Origin of the sequence: Lactococcus sp. (assembly GCF_036648155.1) — a bacterium.
GTDB lineage: Bacteria > Bacillota > Bacilli > Lactobacillales > Streptococcaceae > Lactococcus > Lactococcus cremoris.
In genome coordinates this window covers 99,899-114,540 of the sequence record NZ_JAVXIY010000001.1, presented here as the reverse complement: position 1 = coordinate 114,540, position 14,642 = coordinate 99,899, and the positions used below count along the sequence as shown (strand labels likewise).

The following is a 14,642-nucleotide window of genomic DNA, read 5'->3' as shown; positions in this document are numbered from 1 at the left end:
ATACATCAAGAAAGAAGTACATTTATTCATGAAAGAATCATGGCAACGAAATTTAATCGTCCTTTGGTTTGGGACATTTATGACGGGAATTGGCTCAAGCCTTATTTCCCCTTTTATATCACTCTATATCGGAACACTAGGTCACTATTCAAAAACGGAATTAAACATTTGGTCTGGTATGGTTTTCTCATCTACTTTTATTGTTTTAGCCATCGTTTCTCCCTTATGGGGGAGATTAGCTGACCAAAAAGGTCGAAAGCTGATGCTCTTAAGAGCCTCTCTCGGAATGGCCATTTCAATTTCTCTAATGGCTTTCGTCACAGCTGCTTGGCAACTCCTTATTTTAAGAATGTTGCTTGGTGCTTTTTCTGGATTTGTATCCAATTCAATGGCTTTGATGGCAAGCTCAGCACCTAAAGAAAAATCAGGTTCCGTTTTATCATTACTCACAACAGGTTCCGTAGCTGGAACATTAATCGGACCTATAGTTGGTGGGGTTCTTGTTAATATAACTGGATATCGTCGTGTCTTTAGCGTTACAGGTATCATCATGTTCCTTGTTTTTTTCCTTGCTCTTTTTTTGGTCAAAGAAACTTTTAAACCAGTTGAAAAGAAAAACATGCTCTCCTACAAACAAGTATGGGAAGTTGTCACACACCCTGCAATAATATGGGGAATGTTTTTCGCAACATTGATTACCCAAATGACCAATCAATCCATTAATCCTGTTCTTTCACTCTATGTACAAGAACTCATGCATGGTCAAGGGAATATCACTTTCATGGCTGGGCTGGTCGCCGCCGCTCCAGGAATAGTAACCTTAGTTGCTGCCCCGTTTTTAGGGAGACTGGGTGATAAAGTCGGTCAAAGAAAAATTCTTGGCTTTGGACTTTTCTTCTCACTTGTGGTCTTTTCAATTACCGCACTGACAACTAATGTTTGGTTTCTGATTGTTATGAGACTCTTTGTCGGAATTTCTGATGCTGCGATTTTACCATCTGTCCAAGCTATTCTGGCCAAAGAATCTCCCCAAGCTGTCACCGGCCGTATTTTCTCTTACAATCAATCCGCCCAATCAATCGGTGCCTTTGCTGGCCCTCTATTAGGCTCAGCTATTGCTGGTTTTATCGACTATCGTTATGTATTTGTGGGTTCAGCAATTCTTGTCATCTTCAATCTGATCAACTACTTTACACACAATAATTCAGTTACACTAAAAAAGTAATTGTATAAAAAAGAGCTTCATTTTTGAAGCTCTTTTTTTGCTTGTTCAATTTGCTTCTTAATCGATTCAAAACCAGTTCCACCTAAAGAATTCCTTCGTGAAACAGCCGTTCTAGATTTCAAAACTTCATAAACGTCTTCTTCTATTAATTGAGACAAAGCTTGATAGTCTTTTAAGCTCACCTCTTGAAGATAAATTCCTTTTTTTATGCATATTAAAACTAATTGACCTACTAATTCGTGTGCCTCCCTAAAAGGAAGACCTTTTGCCGCAAGATAATCGGCCAGCTCGGTTGCATTTGAAAAATCTTGCTCTGTCGCCTTTTCCATGTTTACACGGTTGACAGTCATGGTTGACAACATTCCGTCCATAACACTCAATGATGTTAATATGGTATCAGCACTATCAAACATTCCCTCTTTGTCTTCTTGTAAGTCTTTGTTGTAAGTTAAAGGAAGTCCCTTCATGACAGTCAATAAAGACATAAGATTTCCATAAACTCGTCCGCTCTTTCCTCGAATCAATTCTGACATGTCTGGATTCTTTTTTTGCGGCATAATCGATGAGCCTGTAGAATAATTATCTGATAAACTGACAAAATTGAATTCATGACTAGACCAAAGCAAAAGTTCTTCACATAATCTTGATAGATGCATCATCAACAAGCTAGAGTTTGACAAGAATTCCAAAATAAAATCACGATCACTGACAGCATCCATAGAATTAGCATAGGCTTTCTCAAATTCGAGCAAACTTGTGGTTAACTCTCTGTCAATTGGAAAAGTAGTTCCAGCCAAAGCTGCCGCCCCTAAAGGATTCATATCAGTGTGTTTTACATTAAATTCAAAGCGTTCAAAATCGCGAGTAAACATTTGATAATAGGCCATTAAATGTTGGGCAAAAGAAATCGGTTGGGCATGTTGCAAATGAGTATAACCCGGCATAAGAGTGTCAACATGGTTTACAGAAAGATTTACAATAGTTTCTCGAAGCGTTCTTAAAGCTTTTAAAACATCAGATAAAATACTTTTGAGATAGAGGTGCATATCGGTTGCTACTTGGTCATTTCTTGACCGAGCGGTATGAAGTTTTCCTGCAAGTGGACCAATTTCATCATGAAGATAAGTTTCCATATTCATATGAATGTCTTCATTTTCAATTTTAAATTCAATTTGACCATTCATAAGTTTTTCTTCTACTTTTATCAACCCATCAGCAATTGTTGTAGCTTCCTCAGCAGTGATAATTCCTGTTTCACCTAACATTTTCACATGAGCTAATGAGCCCTTTAAATCAAAAGGAGCAAGTCTTTGTTCAAATTTAATTGATGCCCCAAATTCTTCAGTTTGTTTATCTAATGAGGCTTCAAAACGTCCTCCCCAAAGTTTTTCTACCATTCTCTCACTTTCCAAATTTTTTCATCTTTTATTTGAGATTTACTTGAGCATTAACCTGAGTAGGCAAGCCCCAAAGTTTAATAAATCCAACGGCCGCTGCCTGGTCAAACTCATCAGCTGCAGTGTAGGTTGCCAATTTTTCACTATAAAGAGAATTGGTTGACTTACGTCCTATTGGAGTCGCTAAACCTTTGTATAATTTAATTCTCACGATTCCATTAACTACTTTTTGTGTTTCATCAAGGTAAGCTATTAAAGCTTTAGTCGCAGGATTAAACCATAAGCCATTGTAAATCAAATTCGCTAATTCATTTTCAAGAACGGGCTTGAAATGTGCTAATTCTCGAACAAAAGTTAAATCTTCTAAATCCTTGTGGGCTTTTAATAAAGTAATAGCAGCTGGACATTCATAAAATTCACGTGATTTAATCCCAACCAAGCGGTTTTCAATATGATCAATCCGACCCACACCGTGTTTACCTGCAATAATATTCACTTCTTTAATAATTTCATGCAATTCCTTGGTTTTTCCATTCAAAGCGATTGGCAAACCTTCTTTAAACTCAACTTCAATAAACTCAGGTTCATTCGGAGCATCCTCAACAGAATTAGTCATGAAGAAAGCATCTTCAGGGCAGGTATTCCAAGGATTTTCAAGAACTCCTGCTTCAATGGCACGTCCCCATAAATTCATATCAATAGAATAAGGATTATCCAAATCAGCAGGAATCGGAACACCATTTTGATTAGCATACTCGATTTCTTCCTCACGAGCCCAATGCCACTCACGGACTGGAGCAATCACTTCAAGTTCTGGCGCAAGTGAATGGATTGCTACTTCAAAACGAACTTGATCATTTCCTTTACCTGTACAGCCATGAGCAATTGCGGTTGCCCCTTTTTCTTTAGCCACCTCTACTAACTTTTTAGCAATTAAAGGGCGGCTCAATGCTGATATTAAAGGATATTTATTTTCATACATCAAATTTCCTTTGAGGGCAGCACCAACGAAGATTTCAGCGAATTCGGCCTTACAGTTTAGAACAACAGACTCTACCGCACCAACTTGGAGTGCTTTATCATGAATAAAATTCAAGTCCTTCCCTTCACCAACATCCATGCAAGCAGCAATGACATCAAAACCTTTATCAGTCAGCCATTTTACAGCGACACTCGTATCCAATCCACCTGAATATGCCAAGACAATTTTTTTGTTTCCCATCATTTTTCTTCTTTCAAATTAATATAAATGCAATTGTACAGCATATTTATTCATTTGTCAACATTTTTGTATAAATATGCGTTTTTTTATTTTAGTTATTCTTATTTCATATTATTTCTGGAAGGTAATTAACTATGGTATAATGAAATTAGATAAGGGAGCGGAGCCATGGCAGAGTGGTAATGCAGCGGACTCGAAATCCGTCGAACCGTGTAAAGCGGCGCAGGGGTTCAAATCCCCTTGACTCCTTATAAGTAGAGTTCTTTATTCTCAACTCTCTTATATAAGAAAAATGATAGTATTAAATACGCTTACTCCTTTTCCTCCTGTATGTATAAGATTACATCAGGAGGTTTTTTTATTCATACAATACAGCAAGAAAAAACTACTAGATTTTCATCTAGTAGTTTTTGATATGATATAGTCAATCGTTTATAAATTTTTAATTTAAATTTTACTGAAGTTTTTCCTATTCAAAAATAGTGATAAAAATCCTGTTCCAAGTAAAATAATCGCAGAGATATAATAGGGAAATAAATGATTAATATCGAACATATATCCTGCAGCCATAGGACCTAAAATATTTCCAAAACTTGTGAAAGCTGAATTTAGACCATTGATTGCTCCTTGACGGTTTCCAGCATGTTTTGAAAGGTATGTGGTCACGGCCGGCCTAAACAAATCAAAAGCTAGAAAAACAACGAACGTAGAGAGGGCGACAACTAAATTTGATTTTGTAAAAGCAATGACAGCAATGAAGACTGCACTTGCAAAAAAAGTTAATTGAATCAAGCCAAGTTCTCCAATTTTATTGACGATTGTGTCAAATAAGAAAAGCTGGAAAAAGAGGGCCAAAATTCCACTTACTGTAATGACTAAGGCAATTTCACTCATACTAAAACCAAAGTTAATACTTGCCATAATGCTATAAATAGACTCAAAAGCTTGTAAACCAAATGAAGAAATCAAAATGATGACAAATAAAGACCCAAATAATGGATTTTTTAGAATGTCGAGGAATGAAACTTTTTCCATTTCATGATGACTTTCAATTGTTCGCTCAGGTTCTTTTAAAATAGTAATTGTTAGAAGAAAACCAAGAAAAGCTAAAATTGCTGCAACATAAAAAGGAACGCGAATTCCAAAATGAGCAATAAAGCCTCCCACTCCAGGACCAATAATAAAGCCTCCACTAATTGCTGCTGAAACAAGCCCCATTGCTTTAGGACGCTCAGCAATTGTGGTCATATCAGCCACGTAAGCAGTAACTGAAGGCATGAGCATCGCAGCTGCGACACCCCCTAGCGCTCGCGAAATATAAAAACCTGTTTTTGCTTGTGCTAAACCAAATAAAAGTTCAGAAAAAGAAAAAATAATCATTCCAATGGCAATGAGTTTTTTGCGCCCAATTTTATCAGATAAAGCACCAGCGAATGGTGAAGCAATCAATTGAGCAATTGCAAAAATGGAAATCATCATTCCCATTGTTGTTCCTGAAAAGTGCATTTGTTCTTTAAGGGTTGGCAAAACAGGAATGACTAAACCTGCACCCAAAAACACTAAAAATAAATTAGAAATTGCTAAATTCATCATGCTTTTTTTATTTTTCATTTTTTCCTCCTCATTAAAAATAGCAAATAGACTCAGCTATTGCTATTTCTTTTATTTTTTACCAATTCTCTTATTATATCATGAAATCTATATACTAAAAAATTAAAAGACTGTATCATCTTTAGTGACCGCTTGTTACTTTTATTCCAATAATTCCAATAATTAAGAAAGTTATAAAAAGCCATGTTAATGGTGGAACTTTATCTTTAAAAATCATAAGACCAATTAAGATGGAGCCGACTGCACCAATTCCTGTCCAAATTGGATAAGCAATCCCTAAGGGAAGCTTTTTTAAAGCTAGGGCAAGAAAGCCAAAACTAGCAATCATCCCAATGATTGTTAATAGTGTAAACTTTATATTTGTAAATCCGTGGCTTAACTTCATTGTTGTTGCCCAAACCACTTCAAAAATTCCTGCTATTAGTAGATATATCCAAGTCATTTCCGCCTCCTCAGCTAAAAAAGAACGACTATCTACATTTCTTCTCAGACCTACTGAAATGCAAATAATCGTTCATACGATTTAACTCCCGGTGGAGTATTTATTCTATTTCCCACATTTTATCACACTTTAGAAAAAAATGCTAAATATTTTTTATTTCATAACTCTGTTAGCTAATTTTACTATTTTAATCATCTAATTAAAATAAAACTTTTAATATTGGTTTTATATCAATTTTCGTGTATAATGAAATTCATGAAAAAATCGCTAAGAAAACGAATTTGGACTATATTAATTGCTATTATATCTGTCCTTTTAAGCCTTAATTTAGGGGCTACTTTATATTTTTACCAAATTGCTTGTGTCCGGAATAATCAACCAATTGGACAAGTCAAAACTTCAAGTCCTAATTATTCTCTGGTTCAAAAATTTAATAAACTACCAAAATCTACCGAAACATTGACAAATAATGATTTAAAACTCGATGCTTGGTATGTGCCAGCTGAACAAAAAACTAACAATACTGTGATTGTTGTTCATGGCTTCCGTCAGGATAAATCTGTAATGCGACAATATGGTCAACTTTTCCATGAGTTAGGCTATAATGTCTTGATGCCAGATAATCGTGGTGCCGGAAATTCACAGGGGAATTTTATTACTTTTGGCTACCATGATAAATTTGACGTGATCGCTTGGGCAAAATATTTAACTGACAAAAATCCCGAAAGTCATATCAGCCTTTATGGTCTTTCAATGGGCGCTTCTACCGTAATGATGGCCTCTAGCGAAAAGAGTTTACCATCATCAGTAAAAAATATTATCGAAGATTGTGGTTATACTAACGCTTGGGATGAAATTGTATATCAAGCCAAAGAAAGCTACAACATTCCAGCTTTCCCACTGGTTTACAGCGTTTCTCTTGAAAGCAAAATTCGACAAGGGTGGTTTTTCCAAGAAGCTAGCGCAACTAAAGCACTAGCCAAAGATAAACTTCCCATTCTCTTGATTCATGGAAGCAAAGATACATATGTTCCAACTTCAATGGTCTATGAGAACTACAAATCAGTCAAGCTCGGAACGCCCAAAGAACTGTTAGTTGTTAAAAACGCTGCTCACGCGCGGTCTTTCGAAACAAATCCCACCCTCTATCGTCAAACAATTTCAAAATTTATGAAGACTTATAATCCGTAATTTATTGATTTTTATATCAGTGATTTATGAGTTTTTTCTTGACAGAAGATAGCGAAAAATGGTATTATATTTAGGTACTGTTTTGCGGTGGTGGCGGAATTGGCAGACGCGCAGGATTAAGGATCCTGTCGGGAATTTTCTTGGTGCGGGTTCAAGTCCCGCCCACCGCACTAATATTAACTCAGCTAAGGCTGAGTTTTTTTATTTTCTAAAATTATTTACTGACCCACCCTTAGTAATTCAAAAAGTGATTTTACAATAATAAAATCACTTTTTCATTCATTTTTTTGTTTGATAATTTGAAAAGCCATGAGTTGTCCCTCCTGTTGATGGCCCTACCAACATCCTTTTACGCGCTTCTTCTGTAAATTGGTTCACCACTGGAGAATTGGGAATATACATCAATTCTTTTAAGAGTTCACTCATTTCGCTATCAAAATTTTTACCTAATTCAATGCGCTTTTTAGCGTCAATAAAATACTCACGTTCTTTCGGACTGACCGTTTGCTCTAACACAACTTGATAAATTAAATTAAGTAGTTCTTCTTGGTTTTTGGTAAGTTTCATTTCTTTCTCCTTTGTTAGCTTATTTTTTTATTATCTTTTTTATGGTAAAATAGTAAGGTGTTGAAAGCCTTTCAACAAAATTTCTAAAAGAGGTATACATTTCCATGATGAATATGCAATCAATGATGAAACAAGCACAAAAACTTCAAAAACAAATGCAAGTTTCACAAGAAGAAATTGCCAATACAACTTTTGTTGGTAAATCTGCTCAAGACCTTGTAACGGTTGAATTTTCTGGTGATCGCACCTTGAAATCTCTTAACATTAATCCAGATGTTATTGACCCTGAAGATCCTGAAACTTTACAAGATATGGTTACTGATGCGGTTAATGATGCACTTAGCCAAATTGAAAAAGTGACAGAACAAAAACTCGGAAAATTCACTAAAGGATTACCATTTTAATCCTTTCTATAAGTTACTGACAGAATTGTCAGAGTCTCTCTATAAACTCTCAGAGTACAAAGAGACTCGACTTTTCATCAGTAATTTTTTTATTGTCCAAAAGGCAATATTAGCAACCAAAAAGTGGTCAATAAAAGAAGGATAATATTGAAAATCAGAGTAGTTACTCTCAATTTTGACCAGTAGATGCCACTCTTACTGACAGAGCGTCGAATAATATTAGGAAGAGCCATAATAAGAGGAAGCGCAAAAATATTCAAGACTGAACCGCTTGTTTCTTTACTCGTCAGAATTATCCAGAAATTCAGCTTAATTTGCTGGGGTAAAATTAAGAGAAGTATTAAACAAAAGATTAATTCTCCAATTAGCCAATAATCAAAAAAATTTAGGTTTTTCATAAAACTCCTTATCCACTTATTATTATACTCTTTTCAAATTTATTTGATAGAAAAAACTTATCCCCGTGGATAAGTTTTTTTGTCAGTAAATTTGTTGTTGATAAATAGATTACAAAAAATCCTGTCAAAACCGACAGGATTCATTTATTCAAATCAATTGAAAAGATTATTTAGTGTATTCTTCAACGAGTGCAATAACTTCTTCCATTGTTGCACATTCGCTCAAAGCTTTGCTAGACAATTCTTCCATTTTCTTAGAATCCAAACGTTTCATAAGTGAACGTGTTTGGAGTACTGATGTTGCTGACATTGAGAATTCGTCAAGCCCCATCCCCATAAGCAATGGTACAGCAGTTTGGTCGCCGGCCATTTCACCACACATACCAGCCCATTTACCTTCAGCGTGAGCTGCTTTGATTACATTGTTAATCAAACGAAGGATTGATGGATTGTAAGGTTGGTAAAGGTAAGAAACTTGCTCATTCATACGGTCTGCAGCCATTGTATATTGGATGAGGTCGTTTGTACCAATTGAGAAGAAATCAACTTCTTTTGCAAATTGGTCTGCAAGCATTGCTGCTGCTGGAATTTCAATCATGATACCAACTTCGATACCTTCTGCGACTGGAACACCTTCTGCAATCAATTTAGCTTTTTCTTCATCATAAATCTTTTTAGCTGCACGGAACTCAGTTACGAGAGCAACCATTGGGAACATGATACGAAGTTGTCCGTGTACAGAAGCACGCAAGAGCGCACGCAATTGTGTACGGAACATTCCGTCACCAGCTGTTGAAAGGCTGATACGAAGTGCACGCCATCCGAGGAATGGGTTCATTTCTTTAGGAAGATCAAAGTAAGGCAATGTTTTGTCACCACCGATATCCATTGTACGGACAACGACTGGTTTACCATTCATTCCTTCAAGTACAGCTTTGTAAGCTTCATATTGGTCATCTTCTGTTGGGAAATCTTGTGCATCCATGTACAAGAATTCTGTACGATAAAGACCAATTGCTTCAGCACCATTATCGTTAACACCTTCAACATCTTTAGGTGTACCGATATTAGCAGCAAGCTCATAATGACGTCCATCAGCTGTAATAGTTTCAGCGTCTTTAAGAGCAGCCCATTCTGCTTTTTGAGCAGCATAAGCGTCACCAGCTTTATGGAATTCGCTTTGTTGTTCAGCAGATGGGTCAAGAATTACTTCACCTGTCAATCCTGAAACAGCCAAAAGTTGACCTTCAGAAACAAGTTCAGTAATATTATTTGTTCCAAGAACTGCTGGAATTTCCAAAGTACGAGCCATAATTGCAGAGTGAGAAGTACGTCCACCAATGTTAGTCACAAAGGCTTTTACGAATTTCTTGTCCAATTGAGCTGTATCAGATGGTGTCAAATCTTCAGCAACGATGATTACTTCTTCATCGATGAGTGCTGGACTTGGCAATTTAACGCCAAGAAGGTGAGCTAAAACACGTTTTGTAACGTCTTTAATATCAGCTGCACGTTCTTGCATATAAGCATTGTCAGTCATTCCTTCAAAGATACCGATAAACATATCAGTTACTTCTTTAAGAGCTGATTCAGCGTTAACTTTTTTGTCATTGATTACTGCTTTGATTTGAGCAGTCATATCTGGGTCAGCAAGGACCATCATATGAGCGTCAAATACAGATGCTGCTTCTTCACCAAGGGTTGTTACTGCTTTGTCCTTAATAAGTTGAAGCTCGCTTTGCGATGTAGCAAGTGCTGCATCAAGGCGAGCTTCTTCATTAGCTGTATCAGCAATTGTCTTTGTTTCAAAAGACAAATCTGGTTGGACAAGCAAGTATGCCTTAGCTACTGCTACACCTGATGATGCGGCGATACCTTTAAGCATAGTTGTCATGATTATTCTGCGAGTCCTTCTTTAGTCATTGTTTCAGCGATTGTTGCGATTGCGTCGTCAGCATCTGCACCTTCAGCTGAAATAGTAACGTCAGCGCCTTGACCAACACCGAGTGACATAACACCCATGATTGATTTAAGGTTTACTGATTTACCTTTGTATTCCAAAGTGATTTCTGATGTGAATTTTGAAGCTGTTTGCACAAGCAATGTAGCTGGACGTGCATGGATACCAGTTTCTGCAACGATGTGGAATTCTTTAGATGCCATTTTTATGGTTCTCCTTAGATGTTTTTTCATTTTTATTGACGATATCTAAAATATCTATCACTCTTGAAATTGTACCACAAAACGAAAGGGTTTGCAATATCTGCTGTTAAATTTTCAAGTTTTTTTTCAGGGCTACTTTTGAAGCCTTACTACTATCCGCTTCATCTCCTTATCAAATTAATATTTTTTAAACTACTTTTATACTCTTTAAAATTGAAAAAAAGCTGTCAGTTTTGACAGCTTTTAATTTTATTTATTTTTACTTTCAGCTTCGTAAATTTCTTGAACAAGTGCTTCTGTTTTATCCCAACCTAAACATGGATCGGTAATTGATTTACCAAAAACTTCTGGCTTATCTTGACGACCATCTTCAAGATATGATTCAATCATAAAGCCACGAACATTTTGGCGAATTTTATCATCCCAATCACGATTGACCAATGTTTGACGGACAATACGGATTTGTTCCATGAATTTTTTACCTGAATTATCATGATTGGTGTCAATGAGAATGAAAGGATTTTTCAAGCCCATTTTTTCATAAATCTCAATTGTTTCAAGCAAGTTATCTGTATAGTAGTTTGGATGGTATTTGCCATTTTCATCTTGTCCACCGCGCAAAATTGCATGTGCCAGTGGATTTCCTGAAGTTTGAACTTCTGCACGACCAAAAAGGAAATCTTGTGATTGTTGCGCAGCATAGATACCGTTGAACATTACTTTTAGGTTTCCTGAAGTTGGATTTTTCAATCCCGTTGGAACATCAATTCCAGAAGCTACAAAACGGTGTTGTTGATTTTCCACAGAACGCGCACCAATCGCATGGTAGCTGACCAAATCATCAACCATTGGCAGATTTTCTGGGTAAAGCATTTCATCAGCAGTTGTCAAACCAGTTTCAGTGATAACTTTGTAATGCAAGTCGCGAACCATTTTGATTCCGTTGATTAAGTCAGTATGACCATCCGCATCAGGTTCGTGAATCAACCCTTTATAGCCATCTCCATTTGTACGAGGTTTAGCAGTATAGACACGCATTACCATAAAAATCTTGTCTTTGACTGCTTCTTGAAGTTTGGCTAAACGACGAGCATATTCCAATACTGCTTCTTCATTATCAGACGAACAAGGTCCGATAATCAAAAGCAAACGGTCATCTTCGCCTTTGATAATTGCTTCAAGTTCTTTATCTCGAAGCATCTTTTTTTCTTGTTGCTCACTATTGAGATGACCCAACATCTTAATGGCATCAATATTTATCTTAGGACTTATTTCTTTAAAAGTCATTCTAATTCCTCGTATTTCGCTTTGTTATTTTATCTATTGTATCAAAATTTTAATTAATTCTACATTTATTTGCGTCCATTATTGATAAAAAAATTTACTGACAAAGCTGTCAGTAAATTAATTGGCCTTTTAGGCAATGTGTGTACGTCCATGACAATTTTTAAACTTCTTACCAGAGCCGCATGGGCAAGGGTCATTACGTCCAACATTTTCAAATGAAATTTCTTCACTGACAGAAGTGTCAGGGCCGACATTTGTAATGTTTTCTTGTGAAGCTGTCGTTGTCATTCTTGGCGCTTCCTGACGGATTGCCGTTTGTGGTTGAATTTGTGCTTTCATCATCAAACGAGTGACTTCAAATTCAATCGCACCAATCATATTATTGTACATTTTATATGATTCTTCTTGATACTCAACAATCGGATTATTTTGGGCATAACCACGAAGTCCGACTGACTGACGCATTTGGTCAAGAGCATCAATATGTTCTGACCAGTTATTATCAACAACCCGTAAGATCACCGCACGTTGGAATTCTAACTGACGTTCTGGGTCAGCTAATTTTTCCATTTGTGAAGCATAACGACTTTTGACTTTATCAAAAATCAAATCTTTCATTGCTTGTCCTGACAGACCGGTCAATTCAGATAATTCAATGGCCTCTTCTGGCAACATTGTGTTTTGCACTGTTTGCAGGAGGTCTTTGACTGTCTCTTCATTTTTAAAACTTCCCGCAAGCTCATGACCATCAACCTGACGGTCAATTGTTCGTTTGAACATGCCCATCAAAACAGGAGTCATATCTTCCTTAGTCAAAATAACTTCTTGGCGTTGCGCATAAATGACTTCACGTTGCTCACGAATGACGTCATCGTATTGCAAAACTTGTTTCCGAGAATCGTAGTTATTTCCTTCGACACGTTTTTGTGAACTTTCAATCTGACGAGTAATCAAACTAGATTTGATGACAGCATCTTCACCGGAAATACGCATTCTATCTAGGAAAGCAGAAACACGTTCAGAACCAAAACGTTTCATTAACTCATCTTCAAGGGAAAGATAGAATTGTGAAACCCCTGGATCACCTTGACGTCCCGCACGACCACGAAGCTGATTGTCAATACGTCGAGATTCATGACGCTCAGTACCAATAACGGCAAGTCCCTGAAATTCAGGGTCGGCATGATCAATCACGCCAGGTCCAAGCTTGATATCTGTCCCCCGACCAGCCATGTTGGTCGCAATCGTTACTGCTCCTTGTTGACCAGCATTCATGATGATTTGTGCTTCACGGAAGTGATTTTTCGCGTTCAAAACTTCATGAGGGATTTTCGCTTCAACCAACTTCTTAGAAATCAATTCTGAAGTTTCTACAGCAACAGTACCTATCAAAATCGGTTGACCTTCAGCATGACGACGTTTAATATCATCAATAACTGCTTTAAATTTAGCTTCCAAAGTTGGATAAAGTAAATCTGGATGGTCTAAACGTTGAACCGGACGATTGGTTGGAATTGGTGTGATTTGAATATTATAAATCTCACGGAATTCTTCTTCTTCTGTTTTAGCCGTACCTGTCATCCCTGACAATTTTTTATACATCCGGAAGTAGTTTTGGATGGTAATTGAAGCCATTGTTTTTGATTCATCTTGAATTGGCACAGCTTCTTTAGCTTCAATTGCTTGGTGAAGACCATCAGAATAACGACGACCAGGCATCGTACGTCCTGTAAATTGGTCAATAATCAAGACTTCTTGGTTTTCATCAATCATATAGTCAATGTCATGAAGCATGATAAAGTTGGCACGCAAAGCATTGTCAACGAAGTGAGTCAAGGCAACATTTTCCATATCATAAAGATTTTCGATTTGGAAGAATTTTTCAGCCTTATCAATTCCTTCTTCAGTTAAAGAAATTGTTTTTGATTGTAAGTCAATCTTGTAATCATCGCCCTCTTCGTAATCAGAAGTTGCAACGTTCAAGTTTTGACCTTTTAAAGTCTTAGTAAATTGGTCAGCACGATAGTAAAGTGCTGATGAACTTTCGGCTTGTCCAGAAATAATCAAAGGAGTCCGAGCTTCATCGACCAAGATTGAGTCTACTTCATCGACAAGGGCATAGTTAAGTGGTTTTTGAACCATATCTTCAGCACGAGTAACCATATTATCTCGAAGATAGTCAAACCCAAGTTCAGCTGATGTTGAATAAGTAATATCACAGTTATAAGCTTCACGTTTTTCTTCTGGTGATTTTGAATTCAAGTTCAAACCAACAGTTAGACCGAGCCAACTATAAAGCTCACCCATTTCTGTCATATCACGAGTTGCCAAGTATTCATTGACAGTGACCACGTGAACCCCTTTGCCTGATAAAGCATTAAGATAAACAGGCATTGTTGCAGTCAAGGTTTTACCTTCACCAGTACGCATTTCAGGAACGTCCCCATTATGCAAGACAATCCCACCCATGATCTGAACATGGAAAGGATACAATCCAAGCACACGACGAGCTGCTTCACGACAAACGGCAAAAGCTTCATAGAGAAGGTCATCAAGACTTTCACCTTTTGCAACACGTTCTTTTAATTCTGGAGTTTTGGCTTTTAATTGCTCATCTGTCAAATGTTCCATTTCATCAGCGAAACTTTCAACTTGGAGCGCCATTTTATTGAGTTTTTTGAGCTCTTTTTTGTCGTTTTCGACAAGTTTTCTAATAATATTCGGCATAATTTCTC

12 protein-coding genes and 2 tRNA genes are annotated in these 14,642 nt (G+C 36.8%); 5 read left to right on the top strand and 9 right to left on the bottom strand.

What is annotated here, in order from left to right:
* Positions 1–28: 28 nt before the first annotated feature.
* A complete protein-coding gene (locus RSC39_RS00600; protein WP_063282053.1) occupies positions 29–1,225 on the top strand; it encodes a multidrug efflux MFS transporter in 1,197 nt (398 codons plus the stop codon).
* A gap of 17 nt (positions 1,226–1,242) precedes the next feature.
* On the opposite strand, the gene argH is transcribed toward RSC39_RS00600, so the two are convergent.
* Together argH and RSC39_RS00590 are read right to left on the bottom strand one after the other, a co-directional pair.
* Positions 1,243–2,622, bottom strand: coding sequence for an argininosuccinate lyase (gene argH, locus RSC39_RS00595; RefSeq protein WP_332534333.1), 1,380 nt, complete (start codon positions 2,620–2,622; stop codon positions 1,243–1,245).
* Positions 2,623–2,650: 28 nt separating this feature from the next.
* The gene (locus tag RSC39_RS00590) at positions 2,651–3,844 is read right to left on the bottom strand and encodes an argininosuccinate synthase (RefSeq protein WP_332534331.1); all 1,194 of its coding nucleotides are present in this window, start codon (positions 3,842–3,844) and stop codon (positions 2,651–2,653) included.
* A 162-nt stretch (positions 3,845–4,006) separates the two neighbouring features.
* Between RSC39_RS00590 and RSC39_RS00585 the strand changes: the two genes are divergently transcribed.
* Positions 4,007–4,093, top strand: a tRNA-Ser gene (locus tag RSC39_RS00585).
* 198 nt (positions 4,094–4,291) lie between these two features.
* Here the strand turns inward: RSC39_RS00585 and RSC39_RS00580 are convergent.
* Together RSC39_RS00580 and RSC39_RS00575 are read right to left on the bottom strand one after the other, a co-directional pair.
* Positions 4,292–5,455, bottom strand: coding sequence for an MFS transporter (locus tag RSC39_RS00580; RefSeq protein WP_332534329.1), 1,164 nt, complete (start codon positions 5,453–5,455; stop codon positions 4,292–4,294).
* A 121-nt stretch (positions 5,456–5,576) separates the two neighbouring features.
* Positions 5,577–5,897 (bottom strand): SugE family quaternary ammonium compound efflux SMR transporter, encoded by a 321-nt coding sequence (locus RSC39_RS00575; protein ID WP_332534327.1) that lies wholly within the window; start codon positions 5,895–5,897, stop codon positions 5,577–5,579.
* A 255-nt stretch (positions 5,898–6,152) separates the two neighbouring features.
* On the opposite strand from RSC39_RS00575, the gene RSC39_RS00570 reads away from it, so the two are divergent.
* Entirely contained in the window at positions 6,153–7,088 is a 936-nt protein-coding gene (locus RSC39_RS00570; protein ID WP_332534325.1) for an alpha/beta hydrolase, read from the top strand.
* Positions 7,089–7,172: 84 nt separating this feature from the next.
* Positions 7,173–7,258: transfer RNA gene (locus tag RSC39_RS00565), tRNA-Leu, on the top strand.
* A 109-nt stretch (positions 7,259–7,367) separates the two neighbouring features.
* On the opposite strand, the gene RSC39_RS00560 is transcribed toward RSC39_RS00565, so the two are convergent.
* Complete coding sequence (locus RSC39_RS00560; RefSeq protein WP_042749017.1) at positions 7,368–7,655, bottom strand: serine hydroxymethyltransferase; 288 nt, start codon at positions 7,653–7,655, stop codon at positions 7,368–7,370.
* A 104-nt stretch (positions 7,656–7,759) separates the two neighbouring features.
* Here RSC39_RS00560 and RSC39_RS00555 point away from each other — a divergent pair, with 104 nt between their 5' ends.
* A complete protein-coding gene (locus RSC39_RS00555; protein ID WP_011675168.1) occupies positions 7,760–8,059 on the top strand; it encodes a YbaB/EbfC family nucleoid-associated protein in 300 nt (99 codons plus the stop codon).
* 564 nt (positions 8,060–8,623) lie between these two features.
* Here RSC39_RS00555 and ptsP read toward each other — a convergent pair.
* From ptsP to secA, 4 genes are all read right to left on the bottom strand, one after another.
* The gene (ptsP, locus tag RSC39_RS00550) at positions 8,624–10,351 is read right to left on the bottom strand and encodes a phosphoenolpyruvate--protein phosphotransferase (RefSeq protein ID WP_063281536.1); all 1,728 of its coding nucleotides are present in this window, start codon (positions 10,349–10,351) and stop codon (positions 8,624–8,626) included.
* A gap of 2 nt (positions 10,352–10,353) precedes the next feature.
* Positions 10,354–10,620 (bottom strand): phosphocarrier protein HPr, encoded by a 267-nt coding sequence (locus RSC39_RS00545; protein WP_011834224.1) that lies wholly within the window; start codon positions 10,618–10,620, stop codon positions 10,354–10,356.
* A gap of 249 nt (positions 10,621–10,869) precedes the next feature.
* Positions 10,870–11,907 (bottom strand): 3-deoxy-7-phosphoheptulonate synthase, encoded by a 1,038-nt coding sequence (locus RSC39_RS00540; protein ID WP_011834223.1) that lies wholly within the window; start codon positions 11,905–11,907, stop codon positions 10,870–10,872.
* A gap of 129 nt (positions 11,908–12,036) precedes the next feature.
* A complete protein-coding gene (secA, locus tag RSC39_RS00535; protein ID WP_063281537.1) occupies positions 12,037–14,634 on the bottom strand; it encodes a preprotein translocase subunit SecA in 2,598 nt (865 codons plus the stop codon).
* Between the last annotated feature and the right edge of the window lie 8 nt (positions 14,635–14,642).